29 protein-coding genes are annotated in these 26787 nt (G+C 55.8%); 7 read left to right on the top strand and 22 right to left on the bottom strand.

What is annotated here, in order from left to right; all coding sequences use genetic code 11:
* Positions 1-26: 26 nt before the first annotated feature.
* From V7665_RS01360 to V7665_RS01350, 3 genes are all read right to left on the bottom strand, one after another.
* Positions 27-818 carry an SDR family oxidoreductase gene (locus tag V7665_RS01360; RefSeq protein ID WP_335662733.1) on the bottom strand — a complete coding sequence of 264 codons (792 nt, stop codon included), beginning with the start codon at positions 816-818 and terminating at the stop codon, positions 27-29.
* Between the two features lie 12 nt (positions 819-830).
* Complete coding sequence (locus V7665_RS01355) at positions 831-1967, bottom strand: acyl-CoA dehydrogenase family protein (protein ID WP_335662732.1); 1137 nt, start codon at positions 1965-1967, stop codon at positions 831-833.
* Between the two features lie 83 nt (positions 1968-2050).
* A complete protein-coding gene (locus V7665_RS01350; protein ID WP_335662731.1) occupies positions 2051-3244 on the bottom strand; it encodes an acyl-CoA dehydrogenase family protein in 1194 nt (397 codons plus the stop codon).
* Positions 3245-3475: 231 nt separating this feature from the next.
* Between V7665_RS01350 and V7665_RS01345 the strand changes: the two genes are divergently transcribed.
* From V7665_RS01345 to V7665_RS01320, 6 genes are all read left to right on the top strand, one after another.
* Complete coding sequence (locus tag V7665_RS01345; RefSeq protein WP_335662730.1) at positions 3476-4312, top strand: SDR family NAD(P)-dependent oxidoreductase; 837 nt, start codon at positions 3476-3478, stop codon at positions 4310-4312.
* Between the two features lie 2 nt (positions 4313-4314).
* On the top strand, positions 4315-5730 hold the full coding sequence (locus tag V7665_RS01340) for an MFS transporter (RefSeq protein ID WP_335662764.1): 1416 nt from the start codon (positions 4315-4317) through the stop codon (positions 5728-5730).
* Between the two features lie 86 nt (positions 5731-5816).
* Positions 5817-7118 carry an acyl-CoA dehydrogenase family protein gene (locus tag V7665_RS01335; RefSeq protein WP_335662729.1) on the top strand — a complete coding sequence of 434 codons (1302 nt, stop codon included), beginning with the start codon at positions 5817-5819 and terminating at the stop codon, positions 7116-7118.
* A 6-nt stretch (positions 7119-7124) separates the two neighbouring features.
* Complete coding sequence (locus tag V7665_RS01330; protein ID WP_335662763.1) at positions 7125-8213, top strand: Zn-dependent alcohol dehydrogenase; 1089 nt, start codon at positions 7125-7127, stop codon at positions 8211-8213.
* Positions 8214-8229: 16 nt separating this feature from the next.
* Complete coding sequence (locus V7665_RS01325; RefSeq protein ID WP_335662728.1) at positions 8230-9291, top strand: phosphotransferase family protein; 1062 nt, start codon at positions 8230-8232, stop codon at positions 9289-9291.
* A gap of 1 nt (position 9292) precedes the next feature.
* Complete coding sequence (locus tag V7665_RS01320) at positions 9293-10084, top strand: SDR family NAD(P)-dependent oxidoreductase (RefSeq protein ID WP_335662727.1); 792 nt, start codon at positions 9293-9295, stop codon at positions 10082-10084.
* Here V7665_RS01320 and V7665_RS01315 read toward each other — a convergent pair.
* The 7 genes from V7665_RS01315 to rpsM all read right to left on the bottom strand — a co-directional run bounded on the left by V7665_RS01315 (position 10081) and on the right by rpsM (position 16384).
* Positions 10081-10701 carry a hypothetical protein gene (locus V7665_RS01315; RefSeq protein WP_335662726.1) on the bottom strand — a complete coding sequence of 207 codons (621 nt, stop codon included), beginning with the start codon at positions 10699-10701 and terminating at the stop codon, positions 10081-10083. The two genes, V7665_RS01320 and V7665_RS01315, sit on opposite strands and share 4 nt — an antisense overlap.
* Before the next feature lie 130 nt (positions 10702-10831).
* A complete protein-coding gene (locus tag V7665_RS01310) occupies positions 10832-11389 on the bottom strand; it encodes a hypothetical protein (protein WP_335662725.1) in 558 nt (185 codons plus the stop codon).
* A gap of 250 nt (positions 11390-11639) precedes the next feature.
* Positions 11640-13784: a prolyl oligopeptidase family serine peptidase gene (locus V7665_RS01305; protein WP_335662724.1), complete on the bottom strand. Its 2145-nt coding sequence runs from the start codon at positions 13782-13784 to the stop codon at positions 11640-11642.
* Positions 13785-13870: 86 nt separating this feature from the next.
* Entirely contained in the window at positions 13871-14293 is a 423-nt protein-coding gene (rplQ, locus tag V7665_RS01300) for a 50S ribosomal protein L17 (RefSeq protein ID WP_335662723.1), read from the bottom strand.
* A gap of 118 nt (positions 14294-14411) precedes the next feature.
* Positions 14412-15470 (bottom strand): DNA-directed RNA polymerase subunit alpha, encoded by a 1059-nt coding sequence (locus tag V7665_RS01295; protein WP_335662722.1) that lies wholly within the window; start codon positions 15468-15470, stop codon positions 14412-14414.
* Between the two features lie 105 nt (positions 15471-15575).
* On the bottom strand, positions 15576-15965 hold the full coding sequence (rpsK, locus tag V7665_RS01290) for a 30S ribosomal protein S11 (RefSeq protein WP_335662721.1): 390 nt from the start codon (positions 15963-15965) through the stop codon (positions 15576-15578).
* A 50-nt stretch (positions 15966-16015) separates the two neighbouring features.
* The gene (gene rpsM / locus V7665_RS01285) at positions 16016-16384 is read right to left on the bottom strand and encodes a 30S ribosomal protein S13 (RefSeq protein WP_335662720.1); all 369 of its coding nucleotides are present in this window, start codon (positions 16382-16384) and stop codon (positions 16016-16018) included.
* A 545-nt stretch (positions 16385-16929) separates the two neighbouring features.
* Here rpsM and V7665_RS01280 point away from each other — a divergent pair.
* On the top strand, positions 16930-17982 hold the full coding sequence (locus tag V7665_RS01280; RefSeq protein ID WP_335662719.1) for a succinylglutamate desuccinylase/aspartoacylase family protein: 1053 nt from the start codon (positions 16930-16932) through the stop codon (positions 17980-17982).
* A gap of 85 nt (positions 17983-18067) precedes the next feature.
* On the opposite strand, the gene rimK is transcribed toward V7665_RS01280, so the two are convergent.
* The 12 genes from rimK to rpsH all read right to left on the bottom strand — a co-directional run bounded on the left by rimK (position 18068) and on the right by rpsH (position 26786).
* On the bottom strand, positions 18068-18973 hold the full coding sequence (gene rimK / locus V7665_RS01275; protein WP_335662718.1) for a 30S ribosomal protein S6--L-glutamate ligase: 906 nt from the start codon (positions 18971-18973) through the stop codon (positions 18068-18070).
* Positions 18974-18976: 3 nt separating this feature from the next.
* Complete coding sequence (locus tag V7665_RS01270) at positions 18977-19456, bottom strand: ATP-dependent zinc protease family protein (protein ID WP_335662717.1); 480 nt, start codon at positions 19454-19456, stop codon at positions 18977-18979.
* Between the two features lie 49 nt (positions 19457-19505).
* A complete protein-coding gene (gene gdhA, locus V7665_RS01265; RefSeq protein ID WP_335662716.1) occupies positions 19506-20861 on the bottom strand; it encodes an NADP-specific glutamate dehydrogenase in 1356 nt (451 codons plus the stop codon).
* Between the two features lie 132 nt (positions 20862-20993).
* The gene (locus V7665_RS01260) at positions 20994-21638 is read right to left on the bottom strand and encodes an SRPBCC family protein (protein ID WP_335662715.1); all 645 of its coding nucleotides are present in this window, start codon (positions 21636-21638) and stop codon (positions 20994-20996) included.
* A 24-nt stretch (positions 21639-21662) separates the two neighbouring features.
* Complete coding sequence (locus tag V7665_RS01255; RefSeq protein ID WP_335662714.1) at positions 21663-22310, bottom strand: adenylate kinase; 648 nt, start codon at positions 22308-22310, stop codon at positions 21663-21665.
* A 56-nt stretch (positions 22311-22366) separates the two neighbouring features.
* Complete coding sequence (gene secY / locus V7665_RS01250; RefSeq protein WP_335662713.1) at positions 22367-23740, bottom strand: preprotein translocase subunit SecY; 1374 nt, start codon at positions 23738-23740, stop codon at positions 22367-22369.
* A 199-nt stretch (positions 23741-23939) separates the two neighbouring features.
* Positions 23940-24494, bottom strand: a complete 555-nt coding sequence (gene rplO / locus V7665_RS01245) for a 50S ribosomal protein L15 (RefSeq protein WP_335662712.1) — start codon at positions 24492-24494, stop codon at positions 23940-23942.
* Positions 24495-24539: 45 nt separating this feature from the next.
* Positions 24540-24719 carry a 50S ribosomal protein L30 gene (rpmD, locus tag V7665_RS01240; protein WP_335662711.1) on the bottom strand — a complete coding sequence of 60 codons (180 nt, stop codon included), beginning with the start codon at positions 24717-24719 and terminating at the stop codon, positions 24540-24542.
* Positions 24720-24725: 6 nt separating this feature from the next.
* Entirely contained in the window at positions 24726-25496 is a 771-nt protein-coding gene (rpsE, locus tag V7665_RS01235) for a 30S ribosomal protein S5 (protein WP_335662710.1), read from the bottom strand.
* A gap of 1 nt (position 25497) precedes the next feature.
* Entirely contained in the window at positions 25498-25851 is a 354-nt protein-coding gene (gene rplR / locus V7665_RS01230) for a 50S ribosomal protein L18 (protein ID WP_067198349.1), read from the bottom strand.
* A 3-nt stretch (positions 25852-25854) separates the two neighbouring features.
* On the bottom strand, positions 25855-26388 hold the full coding sequence (rplF, locus tag V7665_RS01225; RefSeq protein ID WP_335662709.1) for a 50S ribosomal protein L6: 534 nt from the start codon (positions 26386-26388) through the stop codon (positions 25855-25857).
* A 2-nt stretch (positions 26389-26390) separates the two neighbouring features.
* Positions 26391-26786 (bottom strand): 30S ribosomal protein S8, encoded by a 396-nt coding sequence (gene rpsH, locus V7665_RS01220; protein ID WP_067198345.1) that lies wholly within the window; start codon positions 26784-26786, stop codon positions 26391-26393.
* Between the last annotated feature and the right edge of the window lies 1 nt (position 26787).

The following is a 26787-nucleotide window of genomic DNA, read 5'->3' as shown; positions in this document are numbered from 1 at the left end:
ATTACTCCGTCAAGCTGTAAGGCCAATCAGATCGCTGGGGTCGTTCCGGGATTGCCCGCATTGACGATGCCGCCATCGACAGGAATCGTCGAACCAACGACATAGTCACCAGCCGAGCTTGCAAGAAATACCGCCGCTGAGGCCATGTCTTCGGGCCGTCCAATGCGTTTCGCCGGGATGCCCTTTTCGACGGCACCTTCATGATCGCGCGCGGCTTTGTTCATCGTCGAGGCAAAGGCACCGGGGGCGATTCCGGTCATGATGATATCTTCCTGGACCAGTTTGGAAGCCATTTTGCGGGTCAGATGAATGACCGCCGCCTTGGAAGCCTGATAGCTGTAGGTTTCCCATGGATTGATCTGCAATCCGTCGACCGAGGCAATGTTGATGACCTTGGCCGGCCGCTCAAAGCTGGCAGCCGCTTTCAATTGCGGATGCAGGGCCTGGGTCAGGAAGAACAGGCCTTTGACATTGGTATCCATCACCTTGTCCCAGCCGGCTTCCGGGAACGAGAGATATTCCTCCCCCCATGCCACGCCGGCGTTGTTGACAAGAATGTCGAGCTTCTCTTCGCGGGAAGCGATTTCTGCGGCCAATGCCTGGCAGCCTTCATAGGTCGAAATATCGCCCTGAATATAGGTGCAATTCTCACCAAATTCGGCGGCGGCGGCTTCGCCCTGATCCGCCTTGCGGCCAGAGATATAGACTTTCGCACCCTGGGCCAAAAATCCTTCGGTGATCATCGCACCGATCCCGCGTTGACCGCCGGTTACCAAAGCGACACGGCCCTCGAGCGAGAAAAGCTTGTTAAAATCCATCAGTGTGTTCCTTTAATAGCCGTGCATTTCGGCAACGAGATTGGTGTGATAATTCACATCGCCCATGAATTCCTGCAACGCGCGGTCGCGCTTCATATAGAGGCCGATATCATATTCGTCGGTCATGCCAACGCCGCCGTGCATCTGGACGCCTTCCTTGACCGACAGCGCGGTTGCCTTGCCCGATTTGGCCTTGGCGACCGACACCATCAGCTCGGCCTTGGACGAGCCTTCATCCAGCATTTGCTGCGCTTTCAAAACGGTTGCCCGCGCGATTTCCATCTCGCTGTAGAGATGGGAAATGCGATGCTGCAGCGCCTGGAACGAACCGATCAAAGTGCCGAACTGGCTGCGGCCCTTGATATAGTCGACGGTGATATCCATCGCACCAGCGCCCACGCCCAGCGTTTCGGCAGCAGCGCCAGAACGGCCCGCGTTCAACATGCGCCGAAGCACCGTGTCGCCATCGTCGACCTCGCCGATCACCGCGTCGGCATCGACGATCACGCCATCAAACTGGAGATGCGCTGCCATCGCGCTGTCGACCAGCCGGGCACTGTTGCTGGAAAGGCCGTTGGCCTTGGCATCAACCGCAAACAGAGTCAGGCCCTTGGCATCGCCTGCTGCGCCACTTGTGCGCGCGGCAACGATCAGCATGTCAGCCGAGCCGCCCTGCACGACAAATTGCTTCTTGCCATCAAGCTTGAAGCCATTGCCTTCGCGGGTAGCGGCCATATTGATCTGATCCGGACGGTGTTTCGCGCCCTCGTCAACCGCCAGCGCCAGCACCGTGCCGCCTGCGATAATGCCGGGGAAATATTTGTCGCGCAAAGCCTTGCCGCCCGCATTGAGCGCTTCCACGCCAGCGACCGCCGTGGTCAGAAAGGGCGAAGGCGTCAGGTTGCGGCCGATTTCTTCGAGTACCACGCCGGCTTCGACATAGCCCAGGCCGAGGCCGCCTTCTTCTTCGCCAATCAATATCCCGGTAAAGCCCATTTCCGCGAACTGCTTCCACAGCGCGTGGGAGAAACCGTCCTTGCATTGCTTGTCGCGAAATTCGCGAAGATGCGAAACCGGGGCCTCGCCTTTCATAAACTCAGCGGCACTATCGTGAAGCATCTGCTGATCGTCGTTCAAATAAAGCGGCATGTTCTAGTCCTTATCTCATATTGTGCGCTGCGAGCGCGCTCACCAAGCCATTCTGTCGGAACAGCTGTTCGGAAGTGGCTCCGCTAGGCGCCGGGCAATCGCAAAATCTGTTTGGACACGACGTTCAGCATGACTTCGCTGGTGCCGCCTTCAATACTATTCGCCTTCGTGCGCAGCCAGCTGCGTGCGGTGAGCCCGCCGTTGGTCGCATCGCTTTCCCACTCCAGCACTTCGCTGCCACCGGCCGCCATGATCAGCTCGTGGCGACGCTTGTTAATCTCGGTGCCGGCATATTTCATCATATTGGGCTGGGCCGGATGGCAAAGACCAGCCTTGAACGTGTCGCCAAAACGCTCAGCCATGGCGCGGAATGCCAGCACATCAATGTCCATTTCGGCCATTTGCGCGCGCAGCATCGGATCGTCGAGACGGCCCATTGCATCGCGGCCATATTGATCGGCAAATTTGGCGCCAAGCGACGTCGCACCTTCCGAACCACCGCCGGAAATCATGCTGCGTTCGTGGCCCAGCAGATATTTGGCAACATCCCAGCCCTTGTTCACTTCATAGATGACCGAGGAAACGCCCTCACCATATTCCTTGGGCACTTTGACATCATCGAAAAATGTCTCGCAAAATGCCGACTGACCGGAAATCAGCACGATCGGCTTGGTCGTCACGCCTTCGCTGGCCATGTCGAACAGCATGAACGAAATGCCCTTGTGCTTTTCATTCTTGTCGGTCCGCGTCAGGCAGAAAATCCAGTCGGCCTTGTCAGCGTAGCTGGTCCAGATTTTCTGGCCGTTGACCAGGAAATGATCGCCTTGATCGACGGCACTGGTTTGCAGCGAGGCCAGATCGGATCCCGAACCGGGCTCGGAATAGCCCTGACACCAGCGAATTTCGCCGCGTGCGATCGGCGGCAGGAAATGCTTCTTCTGCGCTTCGGTACCGAAATGCAGCAGCGCGGGGCCAAGCATCCAGATGCCAAAGCTCGACAAGGGTGACCGGCATCTGAGCCGCGCCATTTCCTGGCCGAGAATTTTTGCTTCGGCCCGGGACAATCCGCCACCGCCATATTCTTTCGGCCAGTCGGGGACCGTCCAGCCTTTCGCCGCCATGATGTCCAGCCACTCTTTTTGTCCGGGCTTATATGTCGGATTGCGCCCGCCCCAAACGGCATCGCTTTCGTCAACCATCGGTTCGCGCATCTCTGGTGGACAATTGGCTTCGAGCCAGGCCGCCGTTTCCGCGCGGAAGGTTTCAAGATCGGACATCACGAATTTCCTTTTAATTGATCAATTAAAGTTGGACTATCATATTTGCGTGGATTGATTCAACGATTCCCTTGGCCAGAAGTCAAAAATAATCGGAGAATCTGACGCTGAATTTTACAACGACCAGCAAGTCTTTTGAATTCCGTAACGGAAACGAGACTGGCCAGCACAAGTGATTGACGCTGAAAAGCATCACCGCTTTAATGACAAAAAAAATGGGAGCGCAAGAGGATGCGATTTAAAGACAAAACCGCCGTGATAACCGGCGGCTCATCGGGCATTGGACGCGCTAGCGTTGACCTTTTCCTGCGCGAAGGCGCCACTGTTGTCATGGGCGATATCGATGAAGCGGAAGGCACCGCGATGATGTCGGCCTTGGGCGATAGCTTTCTGTTCAAAAAATGTGATGTCACCCAGGAAGCCGAGGTCAAGGCGCTGATGGACTATGCGGCCGAGCAGACCGGCGGCATCGATATCGTATTTAACAATGCCGGTGCGGGCGGCCCGCGGGCCCCGATCGACGAGATCAGCGGCGATGACTGGGACTTTGCCATGGCCTTGCTGCTCAAATCCGTGGCCATGGGTATCCGCCACGCCGCGCCGCATCTGAAAAAACGCGGCGGCGGGGCGATCGTCAATACCGCGTCCATCTGTTCTTTTCAGGCCGGCTATGGCCCGATTGCCTATTCGACCGCCAAGGCTGGCGTATTGCATCTGACCAAGGTCGCTGCAGCCGAGCTCGCCCGGTACAAGATCCGCGTGAATGCGATATGCCCCGGATTCATCCAGACCAATATTTTCGCGGCAACGGTCGGCGCCAACAAGGAAGAGGCCCGGGAGATCAATGCGGTTCTCGGCCAGGCCGCGGCCAGTGCGCAGCCCATTGGCCGTCCCGGTGTGCCCAATGATATTGCCGAAGCGGCAGCCTATCTCGCCTCCGATGCAGCCGGCTTTGTCACCGGCACGCATCTGCTGGTTGATGGTGGCATGCTCGTCGGTACCGAAGGCAGCTGGAATCCCGAAATACCCGGCATGCTCGATGCGATCTTGCCGGAGCATCTGCGTTGACGGTGACTTCGGACAAGCTGCCGCTCAAATCCAAGCTATTCTATGGTTCCGGGTCCATCGGTTACGGGATCAAGGATAACGGCTTCGCCACATTCCTGCTCTTCTACTATGAGCAGGTCATTGGGCTTGGTGCCGGATTGGTCGGGCTCGCCATTGCGCTGGCCTTGATCGCCGACGCTTTTATAGATCCGGCAGTGGGCCAATTCAGCGATCGTACCCGAACACCGATCGGCAGACGGCATCCCTGGCTATATGGTGCCGCGATCCCGATCATCATCGCTTGGTTGCTGCTTTGGCAACCGCCGGAATTGGGACAAACAGGTCTGTTCTTCTATCTTTTTGGCACCGCGTTACTCGTGAGAATGGCATTTTCTGCATATGAAGTGCCAGCGCTCGCCCTGCTGCCGGAACTGAGCACCGATTATCATGATCGGACCGCGATCATGCGCTACCGATTCCTGTTCGGCTGGGCCGGCGGCCTGTTTGTCATGTTTCTCGCCTATGCGATCTTCTTTGTCCCATCAGAAGAATATCCGATCGGATTGCTGAACCGCGACGGCTATGAAGGTTATGCAATTTTCGGGGGCTGCATAATGTTTGCAGCCGTTTTGATTTCCGCTTTGGGCACGCATAAACGCGTTGTCGCCACCTATCGAGAAGCCAAATCTTTTCCAAAAGCCGCAGAATCGCTTTCGCAGATTATCGCAACATTTAGATATCGGCCTTTCATGCTGTTGATGTTGGCAGGCGTTTTTGCATTCACCAATCAATGGCTTGTTTTCGCGCTTTCGCCTTATCTTTTCACGCATGTCTGGGAGTTCAGGCAGCCCGATTTTGCGGCTTATTCCATCATGTTATTTGGGGCAGCGACACTGGCATTCGTGATGGTGACACCTGTCTCGATCAAGCTTGGCAAGGCGCGGGCCGCATCAATTCTTACGCTTGTGGCACTTGCAGTGGGCACTGCGCCCTATTGGCTCCGCATCGCCAATATTTTCCCGGCACCGGGTGAGGACTTGATGATCCCAGTTCTTTTTGCATTGCTGCTGGTGGCGACAGCAAGCAGCATCGCGGCAATGATCCTGACGATGTCGATGATTGCCGATGTTACCGATCAATATGAACATGATACCGGCAAGCGCTCCGAAGGCCTTTTTTCATCCGGCATGTTCTTCATGCAAAAAGTTGTGAACGGGTTGGGTATTTTGCTGGCCAGTCAGATCATCGCGTTTGTCGGCATGCCTAGAGGAGCCGAGCCGGGTGCTGTCGATGGCAGTATCGTTGATAGCCTCGCCTTCATTTATTTGATCATAGCAACGATTTTGGCGCTGATTGGGGCCTGGGCCTATACAAAATTTCCTTTGGGAGAGGATGATCACCGAAAACGGATGATGGCGCGCGCAAGTGCTGCAGAATAATATGACCTGACTAGCGGTTTCAGGGTAGAAAGCCTAAGCCGCCTCTGATAAGTTAATCGCATAGTTAAAAAGAAAAGGATTTGGGAATGGATTTCGATCTCACCGAAAAGCAGGAATATTGGCGCAACCGGGTACGCGATCATATCGAGACTCACCTCCGGCCCCGCATGGCTGATTTTCACGAAGAAGAATCAACCGGCGAACGCTGGAAGGTCCTGCAAGTGGTTGAGCAAGAGAAGAAGAAAGCCAAGGAAGCCGGCATCTGGAACCTGTTCATGCCGCCAGCCAATCCCAATCTTACCCATATTGACGATGTCTTTGAATTTGAAGGCCCTGGCCTGACCAATCTGGAATATGCTTTGTGCGCAGAAGAAATGGGCCGCGTCGGCTTTTCTTCCGAAGTGTTCAACTGCTCCGCTCCCGATACCGGCAATATGGAAGTGTTCCATCGCTACGGCACGCTGGAACAGAAAGAACAATATCTGCGTCCCTTGATGAACGGTGAAATTCGTTCCGCCTTCCTGATGACCGAGCCAGCCGTTGCATCTTCCGATGCGACCAATATCGAAACCGCGATTGTCCGCGATGGCAATGAATATGTCATCAATGGCCGCAAATGGTGGTCATCCGGCCTCGGCGACCCGCGCTGCAAAATCGCAATTGTGATGGGCAAAACAACATTCGAGGGCAGCCGCTATACACAGCAGTCCCAGATTCTCATGCCAACCGACGCACCGGGCGTGAACATCATCCGTCACCTGCCCGTCTTCGGCTATGACGATGCACCGCACGGCCATATGGAAGTCGAAATGAAGGACGTTCGCGTTCCTGCGGCCAATATCATCCTCGGCGAAGGGCGCGGTTTTGAAATCGCTCAGGGTCGCCTCGGACCCGGTCGTATCCATCACTGCATGCGGACCATCGGTGTCGCCGAAGAAGCGCTCGAAAAAATGGTCAAACGCCTGCAATCGCGAGTCGCGTTCGGCAAACGCCTTTCCGAGCATAGCGTCTGGGATGAGCGCGTCGCTCGCGCCCGGATCGATATCGACATGAGCCGCCTGCTCTGCCTGAAAGCCGCAGACATGATGGACAAGGTCGGCAATAAATATGCCAAGGCCGAAATCGCGATGATCAAGGTGCAGGCTCCGAATATGGCGCTGAAAATCATTGATGATGCGATTCAGGCCCATGGCGGCGGCGGCGTTTCCAACGATTATGGCCTCGCCAGCGCTTATGCGCATCAACGGACCCTGCGGCTTGCCGATGGTCCGGACGAAGTCCACAATCGCACGGTCGCCAAGATGGAATATGGCAAATATGCCGAAACCGCCGATGGCAGCAAGATGAAGGAAGAATTTTCGTCAGGTGATCTGGCGGTCACACGCTAGGAGCAGATCATGAAGGCAGCAGTACTGGTCGAAGCGGGCAAACCGCTCGTAATAGAAGACGTCGTCATCTCCAAACCGGGACCGCATGAAGTGCTGATCCGAACGGCCGCCTGCGGGCTGTGCCATTCGGACCTGCATTTCATCGATGGCAGCTATCCGCATGCTCTGCCCGCGATTCCGGGCCACGAGGCAGCGGGCATTGTCGAGGCGATTGGTAGCGAAGTTCGCACCGTCGCGGTCGGCGATGCCGTCGTCTCCTGCCTGTCAGCTTATTGCGGGCATTGCGAGTTTTGTGTATCTGGCCGGATGTCCTTGTGCCTGGGCGCAGACACGCGGCGGCGCGCTGACGAAGCGCCGCGGATCACCCGGCCCGATGGTTCGACCGTGGCACAGATGCTCAATCTGTCGGCCTTTGCCGAGCAGATGCTGATCCACGAACATGCCTGTGTACGGATCGATCCGGAGATGCCGCTCGATCGGGCAGCGGTTATTGGCTGTGCCGTGACCACCGGCGCGGGCACGATCTTCAATGCCTGCAAGCTCACGCCTGGTGAAACCGTCGCCGTCGTCGGTTGCGGCGGCGTCGGGCTGGCGACGATCAATGCCGCCAAAATCGCCGGTGCCGGCCGGATTATTGCGGCGGATCCGATCAAGGAAAAACGCGATCTTGCCATCAAGCTTGGCGCGACAGATGTGATTGATGCGTCTGCGGATGACGCGGCCGCGCAGATACTGGAACTCACCAAAGGCGGCGTTGATCATGCGATCGAAGCCGTGGGCCGAGCTGCATCCGGCGATCTTGCGGTCGGTTCGCTCAAGCGCGGCGGCACTGCAACCATCCTTGGCATGATGCCGCTGGATCACAAAGTCGGCCTGAGCGCGATGGATTTGCTCTCCGGCAAGAAATTGCAGGGCGTGCTGATGGGGTCAAACCACTTCCCGATTGATATCCCGCGTCTGGTAGATTTTTATCTGCGTGGACTGCTTGATTTGGATAGCATTGTGGCAGAAACGATTCCGCTAGAGCAGATCAACGACGGTTTTGATAAAATGAAAAAAGGTGATTCGGCACGTTCCGTGATTGTCTTTAGTTAAAGGAAGAGGGACTTCCATGAATCCACAGGAAGATATGACCGGCACGATGGACGTGCCGGAGAAGGACAAGCTCGACGAAGCAGCCCTGCAGAAATGGATGGAAGCCAATGTCGAGGGTTTTGCCGGCCCGCTCACTTTGAGCAAGTTCAAGGGCGGCCAGTCCAATCCAACCTACAAGATCGATACGCCGACGACTTCCTATGTATTGCGCAAGAAACCGGTCGGAAAATTATTGCCTTCAGCCCATGCAGTCGACCGCGAGTTCCGGGTGATTGCCGGCCTCTATCCTGCCGGGTTCCCCGTCGCCAAGCCTTATGGCTTGTGCGAAGACGACAGCGTGATCGGTACGATGTTCTACATCATGGGCATGGCCGACGGCCGGACATTCTGGGACGGCACATTGCCCGACAGCAATCCCGAGGAACGCCGCGCCATCTATCATGAGATGATCGACACGCTGGCCTCGCTGCACAGCTTTGATCCGGACGCATTGGGACTGGAAAAACACGGCAAGCCCGGCAATTATTGCGAGCGCCAGATTTCCCGCTGGACGCAGCAATATCGACTGTCCGAACTTCAGGAAATTCCCGAAATGGACAAGCTGATAGAGTGGCTCACCAAAACCATTCCGGAACAGAAAAGCTTTGGCATCGTCCATGGCGATTACCGGCTGGATAACATGATTTTTGCCCATGATGAACCCAAGGTCATCGCGGTTCTCGACTGGGAACTCTCGACCCTCGGCGACCCGATTGCCGATTTCGCTTATTGGCTGATGGCCTATGAAATGGAACCCGAAGGCCGCAGCGGTTTGAAGGGCGTCGATCTCGCGGCACTGGGCATCCCCACCCGCGAGGAAGCCATTGCCCGCTATTGCGAGAAATCGGGCATGGCCGAACTGCCGCCGATGGACTGGTATCTGGCCTATAATCTGTTCCGGATTGCTGCTATTCTGCAGGGCATCCAGAAGCGGGTGGTCGATGGCACGGCGAACAGTGCAGCGGCAGCGGAAATGTCGGATCGCGTAACGCCACTGGCACAGGCAGGATGGCAAGTCGCACAAAGAGCAGGAGCCTAAAATGGACCTCAAGGACAAAGTCGCGATCATCACCGGCGCCGGTAGCGGGATCGGCCGCGCTGCGGCCTTGTTGTTCGCTCAACACGGCGCGAAGGTCATCGCCAGCGACATCACCGACGCGGTCGAGGACACTGCGAAAGGCTCCGAAGGCAATATCATCGCGATCAAGGCCGATGCCGGATCGGAAGGCGATGTCGAAATGCTTGTCGAGGCAGCGGAACAGCGTTTTGGCGATCTTCATGTGTTCTTTGCCAACGCCGGCATCGGCGGCGGCTTTGAAGGCATTTTCGACAGCAGCGTCGCGGAATGGCAGGAAGTGTTGCGAGTCAATTTGATCGGACCGTTTCTGGCCTGCAAATATGCCGGCAAGGTAATTGCCGAAAGCAAGCATGGCGGCTCGATCATCTGCACCGCCAGTGTCGCCGGCATCAGATCCGGCGCAGGCGGCCCAGCCTATTCGGCTTCCAAGGCGGGCGTTATCAATCTGGTCAAGGTTGCATCCCAGCAATTTGCGACGTCGAATGTGCGCTGCAACGCCATTTGTCCGGGCATTACCGAAACCGGCATGACCCAGTTCATTTATGATAAAGCCCGCGAAAAGGGCAAGGAAGACCGGCTCGGCTATCTCAATCCGCTGCGCCGTGGCGCGGCTCCGATGGAGATGGCGGAAGTGGCACTTTTTCTGGCTTCTGACCGCTCATCCTATGTCAACGGTCAAGCAATTGCCGTTGACGGGGGCCTGAGCGCATCGCACCCGGTCACTCGTCAGGAATTTGGCCGGACAGCGGTTTAATTCGCAAAGGCGAGATCGCCGTCGCCGAGTTGCACGAAATCTACCCGGCCTTCGCTGGCTCCGCAGAGAAATGAGCTTTGCTCACTGTTCGATAATATGCCTTCGACCCGCCAGGCTTCGCCATCACGGACCACTGATTGGACGGCAGAAACGCGCGCATCGCGGCCAGCTTGCCGTTCAGCCGCATCGGAACAGGCATTTATCGCCGATTCCATATCACCGGTCCCCCGGTCATATCTGCTTTCATCGCGCGGGTCGGCGCGCCGATCGTCATAGCGAGGGTTTTCGCTGCGATAGTCGCGATCTTCATAGCGCCTGTCACGATTGTTTTTTGATGCCGCGCTGGCGATCGCCGCAATGCCGCCGATGACCAATATACCCGCCAATAGATCACCGCCGCTGATCCCATCGCGATGGCGCCGATGTCCACGGTAACCCCGGTCACGACGATAATCGCCCCAGCCTTTTGCATTTTCACTGTCGGCGGTCCAGCCCAGCGCCGCCACATCAATCGGGGTAGCGATAGCGACTCCGCTGTGCACTGGCGCAGCCATGGCCGGCGAAAAGCCGGTAAAAACCAGCGCGGTGGATGCTGCAAAAGCAGAAAATCTGGTCATTTTGGTCATCTGAGACACCCCTATCAAGCGCAGACTTTTTATTCAAAAACCTGCCGTCGAATCGAACATAGTTGGTCCAGCCTGTCACCAGGCTGAACCATCATTGCTTGTTTAACTTCGCTCATCGCTCTTAGCGACGGCTGTAGTTCAGGCCGCTGAACTGAACGTCGCTAACCCTATTGCCTTCGATATAGCAGGTGAATTTGCCTTCGTCGGCGTAACCGGCTCTCTGATGGCGACCCCGCCCCTGTTCGACCAGAATTCTGCCCTTGACCCGATAGCCATAGCGAGTCCTGTCAATGTCGCGGATGTCCGTTACCGACGCTCGACCGCGATTGGTCGCTCCGTTTTCGGCGGCCCGCACGCAGCGGTTGACGGCCTGGCGCTGGCCGATCTGACGATAGCCATTGCCGAAGCGAGATTCGGTGTAACGCTCGTTGTCATAACGGTCACCGCGATAATTGGTATTTCGCTGATTGCCATTCCGATAATTGGTATCGCGATAATTCCGGTCGTTGTTGCCGGAACTCGCAATCGCGGCAATCGCGCCGATGATCGCAACACCGGCGATAACTTCTCCGGCACTCGGTCCACCATGCCGGCCATCCTTGGCCATCGCGGGGGTAGCAGAAACAGCCATTGCAGCAGCAGCAGCGGTTCCAACAAGAGCTTTGTTCAACTTGTTCATGTCCACTTTCCTTTCACACTGCCCGAAACCATTTCCCGAGCTTGCAAAGCCCTTCTAGGTGATTCGGCTTGAGTGGCGACTGAACTGACCTGACAGGGACCGTTCATGTTAAAGGCTATTTATATGAACAAAATATGCTTCTGCAATTTACAACAAGGCGCCAGCTCACCGGAGTCAATCCGCCAACCATTAGCGTCATCCGGACTGGTTTGATCGGTTCGCGACTACCCTGTGCCACTACGAATATATTTTATTTGGTCAGCGTGAGTCCGGTCGCCTTCCCCAGGAAGGCGTAAATATCCGAATATTCCTCAATAAGCTTGTCGGTCGGCTTGCCGCTGCCATGACCGGCCCGGGTCTCGATCCGGATTAGATGAGGCTCACTACCCGTATCCAGCGCCTGCAAGCGCGCGGTATATTTGAAACTATGACCGGGAACCACCCGGTCATCGGTATCGGCGGTCGAAACGAGCAAAGCCGGGTAATCAATGCCGTTCCGGATATTGTGATAAGGCGAATAGCCGAGCAGGGTTTTGAAATCCTGCTCCTTGTTCGGATAGCCATAATCATCGACCCAATAGCGGCCGGCGGTGAACCGGTCGAAACGGAGCATGTCCATCACGCCGACTGCGGCATGACCGGCGGTGAACAGATCGGGCCGCTGATTCATGACGGCGCCGATCAGCAATCCACCATTGGAACGCCCTTCAATGGCCAGGCCGTCTTCCGGCGTAATGCCTTCACTGATCAGATATTCTCCGGCTGCGATAAAATCGTCGAACACATTCTGCTTGTTCTGCAGCCGGCCGGCATCGTGCCACTCCTTGCCATATTCACCGCCGCCGCGCAGATTGGCCGATGCGAACACACCGCCCGCCTCGATCCACACCATCCAGGCCGGCTTATATTGGGGCAGCACGGAAATATTGAACCCGCCATAACCATAGAGCAGTGTCGGCGCGCCTTGCGAGAGATCCTGCCCTTTCATGTGCACAAGAAACATCGGAATCCTGGTGCCGTCCTTGCTTTTGTAGAATCGCTGCGTGACTTCGACCGCTTCCGGATCAAAAGGCAGCGACGGCTTTGCCCAGATCGTCGGCGCTGATTTCCCATCGTAGCGAAAAACCGTCGTTGGCCGGTTGAAGCTCTGGAAGGTAAAAAAGCCTTCATCGCTCTTCATCGAACTGCTGAGGCTACCCACCTGCCCCGGCCCGGGCAGATCGAGCGTGCCGAGCGCCTTGCCGTCGAGATCGAAAGTCGAAAGCTCGCTTTTGGCATCGACAAGATAGCTGATCACCAGCCTGTCGCCGACGATCATGGCGCCTCCAATGACCGCCTCGCTTTGCGGAACCAGTTCGGTAAATTGCGGTTCCGCTGCGCTCAGATCGGTTTTGACCACGCGCAGCCGCGGCGCATCCTTGTTGGTCACGAAATAGAGTGTGTCACCCACGCCATCGATCAGCCGCCAGTCATTTTCAAAACCTTTGACCAGCTTGCGCGTTTCCAGCGTGGGCGCATCCACCTTGATCAGCGTGATTTCATAGCGATCGTCGGTGCCGGAGGAGGAGGTGATCACCACCCATTCCTTGTCCGACGTCAATTCCGCGAAGTGATTGAGCTCCGGCTGGTCGGGCGTTGCATAGACTTTTGTATCCTTGGCCTGATCGTGGCCGATAAGGTGCAGATAGACGGCATGATCCGCATTCAGCGACTGAAAGGCCGCACCTTCTTCCGGTTCCGGAAAGCGGGAATAGAGAAATCCAAAATTTTTGGGCATCCATGCCAGATTTGTGAACTTGGCCCATTCGATGCTGTCGGATTTCACTTCACCACTTTGCACATCAAGGACCTTCAGCGTCCGCCAGTCGGAACCACCATCCTGAATCGCATAAGCGAGCAGGCTGCCGTCACCGGACGGTTTCCAACCGGCCAGCGCGGTAGCCCCGTCATCCGACCATGTAGCGGGGTCGATCAGCGCCCGTTCCTTGCCATCTGCGCCATCGCGAACATAGAGCACAGCCTGATTCTGGCCGCCGCTCTTGCGCTCGTAGAAATATTTTCCGCCGGATTCTTCCGGAATGCCCAGATCATCAAAATCAAACAATTCTGTCATCGATTTCGCAAGGACTTCGCGTCCATCAAGCTTTGCGAGATAGGCGTTGGTGACCGCATTCTGGGCCTTCACCCATGCGGCAACCTCCGGGTCTTCGCGGACGTCATTTTCGAGCCAGCGATAGGGATCAGAAATATATTCGCCAAACTGCTCGTCGACGATATCGACAGTCTTGGTTTCTGGGTAAGTCAGCGAGTTTTCCTTATTTTCATGAGGTGCAGCCTGCACGGGTGAGGTCACGGCCAATCCCATGGCCAATGTCAAAAGGGTCAGACTGCGCATGTTCACTCCGGGCAAAAGAAAAGAGGCCGCAAGCTTATCGCTCACGGCCTCCCATATCAATTGAAACTGTATCCTGGATGAAGGACTTATGCTTCTTCGTATTCATCCTGTACGCTCTGGTCCGGACCGCTGTCCTGACCCTTCGCGTCCACATCCCGGTCAACCAGCTCGATGATCGCCATCGGGGCAGCATCGGAACCACGGAAACCGGCGCGAATGATACGGGTGTAACCACCGCTGCGTTCGGCATAACGGTCAGCAAGAACTTCGAAAAGTTTCTTTTCCTGGGTCTCGTCCATCAAACGCGCATGCGCCAGACGACGGTTGGACAGGCCACCTCTTTTGCCGAGCGTGATCAGTTTTTCAACAACCGGCCGCAATTCTTTCGCCTTGGGAACAGTCGTAAGAATCTGTTCATGCTTGATCAGTGCAGCCGCGAGGTTCTTTAGCAGAGCCTGACGGTGAGCACCGGTCCGCTGCATACGGCGGCCCTTCATTCTATGACGCATAGTTATTTCCTTCGTTCGTTAAGGGGCCGTATGAGGTACCCCGCAGCAGGTGATTTTATAGAGGCATCACCAGTCACCCCCTTGTGTCATTCCGGCCTGCGCCGGGATAACGGAAAAGTTAACCCAACAGCTCTTGTTCAAGCTTCTTGGCCATTTCTTCGATATTTTCAGGCGGCCATCCGGGGATGTCCATGCCGAGACGCAGACCCATGCTGGACAGCACTTCCTTGATTTCGTTCAAGGACTTGCGGCCAAAGTTTGGTGTGCGCAGCATTTCGGCTTCGGTCTTCTGCACGAGATCGCCAATATAGATGATATTGTCGTTCTTGAGGCAGTTGGCAGAGCGAACGCTGAGTTCCAGTTCGTCGACCTTCTTGAGAAGATAGCGGTTGAGCTGGTTGGCATCGCTTTCTGCCTGGCTTTGCTGAGCGGCCATGCCGATCGGCGAGGAAACCTGTTCAAGAGCTTCTTCGAAATGCACGAAAAGCTGCAGCTGGTCCTGCAAGATGCGGGCTGCATAAGCAATCGCATCTTCAGGTGTAACCGTGCCATCGGTTTCGATGGTGAGGTTCAGCTTGTCAAAGTCCAGTTCCTGACCAACGCGGGCATTGTCGACCTTGTACGATACCTGACGGACTGGCGAATAGAGCGAGTCGATCGGGATCAGACCGATGGGTGCATCGGCAGGACGGTTGGCAACTGCAGGAACATAGCCCTTACCGACATTGACGGTCAGTTCCATGTTCAGCGAAGCGCCTTCGTCGAGATGGCAGATTACCATTTCCGGGTTCATGATTTCAATATCACCGGAGACAGCGATATCGCCAGCCTTGACTTCCCCAGGACCGGTTGCGGAGAGCTGCAGACGCTTTGCGTCTTCGCTTTCCATTTTCAATGCAATCTGCTTGATGTTCAGGACAATGTCGGTCACATCTTCACGAACGCCGGCCAGCGACGAAAATTCGTGCAGGGCGTTTTCGATCTTGATCGAGGTAACTGCCGCACCCTGAAGCGAGGACAGAAGCACGCGGCGCAGCGCGTTGCCCATGGTCAGGCCAAAACCGCGTTCCAGAGGCTCAGCGATGAAAGTCGCCTTGCGCTTCGGATCTCCGCCGGGCTTGATGTCGAGGACGTTGGGCTTCTTCAGTTCTTGCCAGTTCTTCATATTGACAGTCATGGACTTCCCCTAGTAGTTCAAAGAGCGGATGTGGACGTCAATACCGCTCTGAATTTTAAAAATGTGGGACCGGCCAACCGGCCTGTCCCAGAAACTCGAGCGGTTTTAGACGCGGCGCCGTTTTGATGGGCGAACACCATTATGCGGAATGGGAGTCACATCACGGATCGAGGTGATCGTGAAGCCAACGGCCTGAAGCGCACGAAGAGCGGATTCACGACCGGAACCGGGGCCTTTTACTTCGACTTCAAGTGTCCGTACGCCATGGTCAGCCGCTTTCTTGCCAGCGTCTTCCGCTGCAACCTGAGCGGCATATGGTGTCGACTTGCGAGAGCCCTTAAAGCCCATCATCCCTGCGGAGGACCAGCTTAGTGTATTGCCCTGAGCATCAGTGATGGTGACCATCGTGTTGTTAAAAGTGGCGTTGACGTGCGCTACGCCTGCCGAAATGTTTTTGCGCGCGCTTTTCTTTATGCGCTGCGGTTCGCGTGCCATTTGATCAATTCCTACCTAATATCTTGAAAATACTTATCCGAAGACAAGCCTTATTTCTTCTTGCCAGCAATCGCCTTGGGCTTGCCTTTACGGGTGCGCGCATTGGTATGCGTACGCTGTCCGCGAACTGGCAGGCCTTTACGGTGACGCAGGCCGCGATAGCAGGCCAGATCCATCAAACGCTTGATGTTCATTGCAACTTCACGCCGCAAATCGCCTTCAACCGTATGATCGGCATCAATCGTTTCACGAATGTGCAAAACTTCCTGATCGGTAAGGTCCTGAACCCGGCGGGCTGGATCGATCTTCAATTTTTCAACAATGTCAGCCGCAGCGGTGCGTCCGATACCGTGAATGTAGGTAAGCGCAATGATTACGCGCTTGTTAGTGGGGATATTTACCCCAGCAATACGTGCCAATATTTTTCTCCATGCTCCACAGGACCCGATTCGCAGGGCCCTATCTCATCGCCAAGTCGTTAAAAACACACCCGAAACGCACAAAACCAGCGGACGCACGAAGGGCGCTGCCGGTTGTGTTGGATTTCGAATAATTGTGGCGTAGGGCGAGTCTGCGTCGGTGTCAACCGTGGAATGCCTAGAAAACCGGCTATTCCCTGCCTACTCAGCACCTAGCCCACTAGCCTGAAAGACAATAGTTTAAAAACCACCGATGTTAGCTCTCCGACATGATCGCGCGATAAATTTTGGCCTGCTGGAATCGGAACCGCCTTGGCCTTGTGGCTGGCCAGAGTCTTCCTCGCCAGACTCGAAGGAAAACGAGCCAATGTGGGATGCTTTCTAGGGAGTGGCTCTCCCCGAGGCTCAACGGTCTTAGCCTGCAAGCGCAGCATCGTGAGCCAGGTAATGGAGCGGCTCGCAAGTGGAGAACCACCCCTGCCGTTCATGCTTCGCTTTGCCAAAAAAATACAGTAACGTTTCCCGAAGTTCATCGGGGGAAATCAATGGCCAATAGAAACAAGCATGATCTGTTCGAAATAGGCGGGCAGACGATTGCTCCAGGTAAGATCGGCGATATTGCCATTCCGGTCAGCGATCTCTCGGCCGGCATGCAGGCCAATATGGTCGTACGCGTATTTCACGGGAAGCGCACCGGACCGACGATATTCATCAGCGCAGCGATCCATGGCGATGAAATCATCGGCACCGAGATCATCCGCCGGGTAATGAAGAAACTCCATCCGTCGCGCATGGCCGGGACCGTAATCTTCGTGCCGGTGGTCAATATGTTCGGCTTCATCACCCACAGCCGCTATTTGCCCGATCGCCGCGATCTCAACCGGTCTTTTCCGGGAACCGAAAAAGGCTCGCTGGCGTCGCAGCTGGCCAATATTTTCTCTACCGAGATTATCGATCATTGCTCGCTCGGCATTGATATCCACAGCGCCGCGCAGCACCGGTATAATCTGCCGCAGATCCGTATCGCTTCGGGCAATCCCGAACTCACGGAACTGGCGCTCGAATTTGGGCCACCGGTTGTCATCGAGGCGGATTTGCGCCCCGGTTCCCTGCGGGCACTGGCACGGGAAGCCGGCGTCGACATGCTGCTGATGGAAGCCGGAGAAGCCCTGCGCTTCGACGAATTTTCCGTATTGACCGGGGTCAACGGCATTTTGCGAGTGCTCAAGAAACTGGAGATGATCGACACCAAACGGCTCGGAAAGCGCGGGGCTCCGCCAGCCCAGGCGACCCGCACGGTCTGGCTGCGCTCAACCAGAGGCGGCATTTGCCGACTGGTTTCGCCATCCGGGACCAAGGTCCACAAAGGCACCCCCGTGGCCTATATCAGCGATATTTTTGGCGATGGCGAAGAAGCGATCCTCTCACCGGTTGACGGGATTGTTATCGGCCACAGCAACCTGCCCGTCGTCAATCAGGGCGACGCGCTACTCCACATTGCCGAAGTAAGAATATTCCATACGGTAGGAGAACGGCTCGAGCAGATCGAGGGTGCGATCACCAGCAATCAGCTGCTCGACGAGGATGAAGTGATATAAACGGCAGCCGGGACGGAATCGGCAGATTGCCCATTCCGTCCCGGCACCAGCCTCTGCCCGGCGACTTCCGCCAGACGCAGGGCTGTTAGCCCTGCCCCTTGGTCTTGGTATTGCCGGACTTGGCCTTGGCTTCGATAAATTCGATTATCTGACCGGCCACATCCTTGCCGGTCGCGGCCTCGATACCTTCGAGACCCGGCGAACTATTCACCTCCATGATCACCGGACCATGATTGGCGCGCAATATGTCAACGCCTGCGACGTTCAGCCCCATCACCTTTGCCGCCCGGATCGCGGTGGACCGCTCTTCCGGCGTGATCTTGACCATTTTTGCGGTACCGCCCCGGTGGAGGTTGGAGCGGAAATCGCCCGCCGCGCCCGTCCGCATCATCGCCGCGACAACCTTGCCGCCGACCACAAAGATCCGGATGTCACTCGATCCCGCTTCCTTGATAAATTCCTGCACCAGAATATTGACGTTAAGCCCGCGAAATGCCTCGATAACCGACTTGGCGCTATTGTTGGTTTCGCCAAGCACCACACCAATGCCCTGGGTGCCTTCGAGCAGCTTGATGACCGCCGGCGCGCCACCAACAATCTTGAGCACTTCGTCGGTCTGCTTCGGATCATGAGCAAAAGCGGTCACCGGCAAGCCCAGGCCATGTTTGGCGAAAATCTGCATCGAGCGCAGCTTGTCGCGCGAGCGGCCGACGGCAACGCTTTCGTTCAGCGGCCATACGCCCATCATCTCGAACTGGCGCAGCACGGCCAGACCATAATGGGTGATCGATGCGCCGATACGCGGAATCACAGCATCAAAGCCGGTTAGCGTTTCGCCATTATACAATATGCTTGGCCGATGAGATGTAATGTTCATCGTACAGCGCAACGTGTTGAGAATTCTCATCTCATGACCGCGTTCTTCCGCCGCCTCGACCAGGCGTTTGTGGGAATAGAGTCTCGGATTTCGGGCAAGCATAGCGATTTTCATAAATTATCTTTCTTCGTGCCGGCCCAGCATCCAGCGCTTGGCGCTATTGACGAGGAAGCCCCGTTTCAGCGCCCGACGACCTATAAGGACCGGAAATATCATTGATTGCCTATTGGCAAGCGTCATATGCCCGACCCACTCTAGCGGTCCGAGCTTCATGACTGTCTCTACCACATAACGGGTCTGCATGACACCATTACTGCTCTTGATTCTACGCTGACCGTAGACCCGAGCTTCGCAATGATGGTCTGCAACGCCGGATCCCATAGGGATCGTGAATTGCACAAATTGCTGTCCGTCTTTTTCAAATGGCTTGATGCGGGTGGCGTGGAGCGAGGAAGTGGCTGCCCCGGTATCAACCTTGGCATGAAGGTTTATCACGCCGAATTCGGGCAAATCGATCAGCTCGCACCAACCGATTTCGCAGGGCTCCTTCAGCTTTTTAAGGAGCCGCTTAACCTTGGGGATATTTGCCTGTGCCATCGGCCAATGATTTGGCCGATGGCACATTCTTGCGCAAGATAATTATAATCTAGACGACACCATAAGCCAGCATGGCATCCGCCACTTTTTTGAAGCCAGCAATATTGGCGCCCTTCACATAGTCGACATAGCCATCGCCCTGATCTCCATATTCGACACATTTGCCGTGAATGCCTTCCATCAGATCGGTCAACATCTCGCCGAGCCGCGCATGGTTCCAGCTGATCCGTTCCGCATTCTGGCTCATTTCGAGACCGGAGACGGCGACACCGCCAGCATTGGCCGCTTTACCCGGACCATACATGATCCTGGCATCATGGAAGACGTGGACGCCTTCCAGCGTGGTCGGCATGTTCGCGCCTTCCGACACGGCAATCACGCCGTTGCTAACCAGCTCTTTGGCTTCTTCTTCATTGAGTTCATTCTGTGTCGCGCAAGGCAGTGCCAGGTCACAGGGCACATTCCACGGGCGCTTGCCTTCATGATAGGATGCGCTGGTGAAATGATCCGCATATTCACTGATCCGGCCACGCTTGTTATTCTTGAGATCCTTGATCCAGTCGATCTTGTCCTGATCAATGCCGTCGGGATCATGGATGAAGCCGCCGCTATCCGAGAGCGTCAAGACCTTGCCGCCTTGCTTGGTAATCTGCTCGGCCGCATGGGTGGCAACATTGCCGGAACCGGAAATGACGGCAGTCTTGCCAGCGATCGCGTCATTTCTATGCTTGAGCATATTTTCCATGAAATAGACCGCGCCGTAACCGGTCGCTTCCGGGCGCATCTGAGAGCCGCCATATTCCATGCCCTTGCCGGTCAGCACGCCTTCCCAGCGATTGGTGATACGCTTATACTGGCCAAACATATAACCAATTTCACGTCCGCCCACGCCGATATCTCCGGCGGGAACATCCGTGTCCGGGCCAATGTGACGATATAATTCAGTCATGAACGATTGGCAGAAGCGCATGACTTCAGCGTCGGACTTGCCCTTGGGGTTGAAGTTTGCACCGCCCTTGCCGCCGCCCATCGGCAGTCCGGTCAATGAGTTTTTGAAGGTCTGCTCGAACGCGAGGAATTTCAGCACGCTTTCGGTGACGCTCGGGTGAAAACGGATACCGCCCTTATAGGGGCCGATGGCGTTGTTATTCTGGACGCGATAGCCGCGTTGGACGCGGACGCAGTGATTGTCATCTTCCCAGCAAACCCGGAATGATATCACCCGGTCAGGCTCGGCAATACGCCGCAGAATCTGTGCTGTGTGATAGGCTTCTTTGTCTTCGATGAAATCAAAAATATCCATCGCGACTTCCTGCACGGCCTGAACAAATTCAGGCTGGCCCGGATTGCGTTTCTTGACGCCTTCCATGAATGTCGGAAAATCTACATGATCGGAAACGGCCATCGTCTAACCCCTCAAATATTGAATGTCTGCACGACCCGTTTATCGCTGTCGACCTCCTCAAGTCGACAACGAGTATGGACTCCTCATAGAACTATTAAACAGGCTAGGTAAAGTCTTGAAATGGGGTCTGAATCAGCTCAGGTCGTCATCCTTGTCGACGTCGCTCGCTTCGTCGTCACTTTGCCCGACTGCTTCATCCTTAGAATCGCCAGCAGCCGCTTCCGGATCGCCGAACAAGGCCGACAGACGCGCCAGTTGCTCTCCGATCACGCCATCCACCGCCGGCGCGATCTGATCTACCGGAAATTCCATATAGCCGCCCACCTTATAGGTGAACCGGGCCACGGTGCTATCACCTTGCGGCTGCAATAGCATGGTCAACGTGCCGATGACCGCCTCACCCTGGAGCGGGCCGAGCGCGCCGGACATGCGGAGCATCTTGTTGTTGTGCGCGTAGATTACCCGCATGTGCTGAACGCTGCCGTCTGACGATTTGATATTGTCGTCCGACGTCGTCCGGATAAGCTCGCAAAAACAGCCACCGGCCTGCGGCACGAGATAGAAATTTTCAGCATCACCGGTCCAGCTGTGATCGCTATTCCAATAGCGCGACGGCGCGATCATCGCCTTCCAGACCGCTTCATTATCAGCGGAAATCACTCTCTGGTGCTGCACGGTAAAGCCATTGTCGGCGGTGTTGGTCACTTCTCCATTCGCGGCGGACATGCTGCAAAGCGTTGCGATTGCCAATATTGCGCGGAATGCCAGCTTAGCCATGACCTTGTCTCCCGTGAAATCTGTTCAGAGCGCCAGCACAGCCTCAATCGCTTCATTGACTTCCGCCATGCTGCCCATGCCATTCACCTTGCGCACGATCCCGCGCGCTTCGTAGATCGGCAGGATGGGCGCCGTCTTCGCCCGATATTCTTTCATGCGCGTGCGCACGGTTTCTTCATTGTCATCCGGGCGGCGCTTGAATTCGCTTTTGCCGCACACATCGCAAACGCCATCGACGGCGGGCTGTTTGAATGTGTCGTGATAGCCTGCACCGCAATTGCCGCAGGTGAACCGGCCAGTGATCCGCTCAACCAGCGCGTCTTCATCAACGGCAAGCTCGATCACATGCGCAAGGACGCGATTTCTGGCTGACAATATCTCGTCCAGCGACGCTGCTTGTGCGGCTGTCCGCGGATAGCCGTCAAAGATAACGCCTTTTTCTGGGCCTAGCTCATCCAGCTTGTCACCGATAATGCCAGACACAACGTCATCGGGAACCAGCTCCCCTGCGTCCATCAAAGCCTTGGCTTTCAAGCCGACTTCGGTGCCAGCTTTTACCGCTGCCCGGAGCATATCGCCCGTCGACAATTGGACCATGCCATGCTCATCTTCCAGACGGCCCGCTTGGGTCCCCTTCCCGGCACCTGGTGGCCCCAACAAGATGATGTCCATACGATTACCCCCGTGATGATGGAATGATTCTAGTGTCAAATTAGCGTGTTCGGATCTTAGCGTTTGCGTCGTCCGCCCTTGAGTTTGGCCTTCTTTAGCAAATCGCCATATTGCAGCGCCAACAAATGGCTCTGGATCTGCGTCACGGTATCAACCGTCACGTTGACGACGATCAGCAGGCTGGTACCGCCAAGGAAGAAGATCGGCAGACTTGTCTGGGCCATCACATATTCCGGCAACACACAGACGAAGGCCAGATAGGCAGCGCCAACCACGGTAATCCGGGTCAGCACATAATCCAGATAATCAGCCGTGTTCTTGCCCGGACGGATGCCTGGTACGAAACCACCATTTTTCTTCAGATTCTCTGCTGTTTCCTCCGGATTGAACACGACCGCCGTGTAGAAGAAACAGAAGAAGACAATGCCCGACGCGTACAGCGCCATATATAGCGGCTGACCATGAGCGAGATACTGGTTCAGCATGATGACGAAATCACCGAACATAGTTTCTCCGGATGTTGCATTGCCGGCAAATTGGCTCACCGTCAGGGGCATCAACAGCAGCGAAGAAGCGAAAATCGGCGGGATTACACCTGCCGTATTGACCTTCAGCGGCAGATGACTGCGATCTGCCTGCATCACGCCATTCTGGGTGGCACGCTTCGGATATTGGATCAGCACCCTTCGTTGGGCGCGCTCCATGAAGCTGATGAACAATACCAGTCCGGCCACCATCACAATCAGACCAACGATCGTCAGCGCGCTGATCGAACCGGTGCGGCTGCCTTCCATCAAATTACCAACAAAGGTCGGCATCTGGGCGACAATGCCGGCCATGATGATCAGCGAGATACCATTGCCGATGCCGCGGCTGGTGATCTGTTCACCCAGCCACATCAGGAACAGAGTTCCACCAACCAGACTGATCACCGCGCCAACACGGAACATATAACCGGGCTCAACAACCGCCTGCAAACCGGACTGGGAAGCGAAGCTTTCCAGTCCCACTGCAATGAAATAGCCCTGGACGGCGGTCAGGCCGACCGTGCCATAGCGGGTATATTGATTGAGTTTCTTGCGGCCCGATTCGCCTTCTTTTTTGACCGCGGCCAAGGTCGGCGACAGCGCCGCAGCCAGCTGAACCACGATCGACGCGGTAATATAGGGCATGACGCCCAAGGCAATCAGGCTCATCCGTTCGAGCGAGCCGCCTGAAAATGTATTAAAAATATCGAGAACGCCGCCACGGGTCTGATCATAGAGATCAGCCAGAACGACCGGATCAACGCCCGGCAGCGGAACGAAACTGAGGAGACGAAAAATGATAAGCGCGCCGAGTGTAAACCAGATGCGATTGCGCAATTCGGTAGCTTCGCCAAATTTCGCCAGGCTTAGATTGGCTGCGACCTGATCGGCTCTTGATGCCATGCTTGACTTCCCTGCCCACTATTAGTTTGCAACGCGCCCCTGCGGAGGCAGAGGCCCATCTCCAACTATTGCGTATCGTTGCAATCTCCGGAGATGAATATCTGCATTTGCAGAAATGCAACCCGCCCCATATCGGATGTTAGTGCATCAAAAACAAGGGGCCAGAAAAAGAGGCGCTAAAACTAGCGCCTCTTGAAGATCAATCGTTCTTTTTCGCCTTGTTCAAGGCTTTTTTCTCGCGCGCAGGCTTGGAAGCCACAGCTTTTTTCTCGCCCTTTGGTCGGCGTTCGCCACCCGCTGGAAGAATTTCAACTGTTCCGCCCGCCTTTTCGACCGCTGCAACAGCAGCTTTTGAAGCACCGGCAACGGTGATCGTGATTTTCGTGGTCAACTCGCCCTTGGCAAGCAGACGGACGCCATCCTTGCCACCACGAGCCAGACCAGCAGCTTTCAAAGTCGCGTGATCGATCGTGCCTTTGCCATCGAGACTTTTGCTGTCGATGAACTTCTGGATCATGCCCAAATTCACTTCTGCATAGTCAGTGCCGAATGGGTTGTTAAAGCCACGTTTCGGGAGACGCATGTGAAGCGGCATCTGGCCGCCTTCAAAGCCTTTGATAGCTACACCGGAACGGGATTTCTGACCCTTTTGGCCACGCCCGGCGGTTTTGCCCTTGCCCGAGCCAATGCCCCGGCCAACACGCATGCGCGATTTGCGCGCGCCTTCATTGTCTCTAAGTTCGTTTAATTTCATGTCTTGTACTCGCTTTCGCTTTTATTCGCACGGAAGTCTCGGGTTTTACCCTTCAAGAACTTCCACCAGATGATGTACTTTACGGATCATGCCGCGCACTTCTGCTGTATCTTCCAGTTCGGAAATACGGTGCATCTTGTTCAGACCGAGACCGATCAGCGTTTTGCGCTGAACTTCCGGACGGCGGATCGGGGATCCAATCTGCTTGATTTTAACTTTGGCCATCAAAAATTACTCCGTAACTGCCGCGGCATCTGCTGCCACTTCAGCAGACGAACCGCCAGCACGTGCAAGCAGGTCAGTGATTTTCTTGCCGCGCCGCTGGGACACGGATTTCGGGCTCGACTGATCTGCCAGTGCGGCAAAAGTTGCGCGGATCATATTGTAGGGATTGGCTGTACCATTCGACTTGGTCACAACGTCAGAAACGCCAAGACTTTCGAATACGGCACGCATTGGACCACCGGCAATAATACCAGTACCCGCAGGTGCCGAACGAACGGTCACGTTGCCAGCGCCAAATTGGCCAGTGCCATCATGGTGCAGGGTCCGACCGTCACGCAGTGGTACGCGAACCATCGATTTTTTTGCAGCAGCCGTTGCTTTGGTAATGGCTTCAGGCACTTCGCGCGCCTTGCCCTTACCGAAACCAGCGCGGCCCTTGCCGTCGCCAACAACTACCAATGCAGCGAAACCAAAGCGCTTGCCGCCCTTAACAGTCTTGGAAACGCGGTTGATGTGGACCAATTTCTCGATCAGCTCTTCGCCGCCATCATTGTTACCGCGGCCACCGCGATTATTACGCCCGCCGCCACGGTTGTCACGACCGCCGCCACCGCGGTTATCACGACCGCCGCCGCCGCCGCCGCGATTTCCACCGCGTCCTGGACGTTCTGGTGCACCGGTTTTGGCTTCGGGTGCGATAGCTGCTACCGGCTGATTGCCTTCGCCAGTGGTGCCCGGCTGTGCCGCGCCTTCTGGTGTTGTTTTTTCATCAGCCATATTAAAACTCCAATCCGCCTTCACGTGCTGCGTCGGCCAGAGCCTTCACACGTCCGTGAAACAGGAACCCGCCACGGTCAAAAATTACTTCTTTAACGCCTGCCTTCTTGGCAGCTTCGGCAACGCGCTTGCCAACATCGGCAGCGGCATTGCTATCCGCACCGGTCTTGACTGTAGACGCCTTGTCGATGGTCGAAGCGGAAGCCAGCGTTTTGCCCTCGGCATCGTCGATAACCTGCGCATAAATATGCCGGCTCGTGCGATGCACGGACAAACGAGGCTTTGAGAGCCCGCGCTTCCGCAATTTGCTGCGTACGCGTTGCTGGCGCCGTTTGAACTGAGAAATGTTCGCCATGGCTTATTTCTTCTTCCCTTCTTTGCGGAAAATATATTCGCCGCGATATTTAATACCCTTGCCTTTATACGGCTCGGGCTTGCGCCAGCGGCGTATTTCGGCAGCGACCTGGCCAACTTGCTGTTTGTCCATGCCGGTGATTTCGATCGTAGTCTGATCGGGAGTCTTGATCTCGATACCGTCTGGGATCGCGAAGTTCACATCATGGCTGTAACCAAGCTGCAGATTGAGGTTTTTCCCCTGAGCTGCGGCACGATAACCAACACCATTGATCTCCAGCACCTTGGTGAAGCCGCTGGTGACACCGTCAACCAGATTCTGCACCAATGTACGCTGCATTCCCCAGAATGCACGAGCGGTTCTGGAACTGTTTGCTGGCCTGACCTGCAAACCACCGTCGCCCAGTTCATAAGTCAGATCATCAACCATCGGGGTCGAAAGCTCGCCCTTTGGTCCTTTAACCTTGACCAGACCATCTTCCATTACGGCAGTGACGCCGTCAGGAATAGCCACTGATTTTTTGCCAATACGGGACATGATTAAAATACCTCAGCCAGTACTTCGCCGCCGACCTTCGCCTGACGCGCTTCTGCGTCAGAGAGAACACCTTGTGGCGTCGATACGATTGTTATGCCCAAGCCGTTGCGAACCCGTGGCAGATCTTCCGACCCGCTATAGACGCGACGACCAGGCTTTGAAACACGGGCCACGTGGCGAATTGCCGGTTGGCCTTCAAAATATTTCAGTTCAATCCGCAAACCGGGGTGCTTGTTGACCTCTTCTTCGCTGTAGCCGCGAATATAACCTTCGCGCTGCAACACTTCGAGGACGGCACCACGCAATTTGGACGCAGGTGTTACGACGCTGTCTTTGCGTGCCTGTTGTCCGTTACGGATACGGGTGAGCATGTCACCCAAGGGATCGGTAAAAGCCATA

It is taken from the genome of Parasphingorhabdus sp. (assembly GCF_036964675.1).
Taxonomy (GTDB): domain Bacteria; phylum Pseudomonadota; class Alphaproteobacteria; order Sphingomonadales; family Sphingomonadaceae; genus Parasphingorhabdus.
The sequence above is the reverse complement of the archived record's forward strand: the minus strand, read 5'-3'. Positions and strand labels throughout refer to the sequence as shown.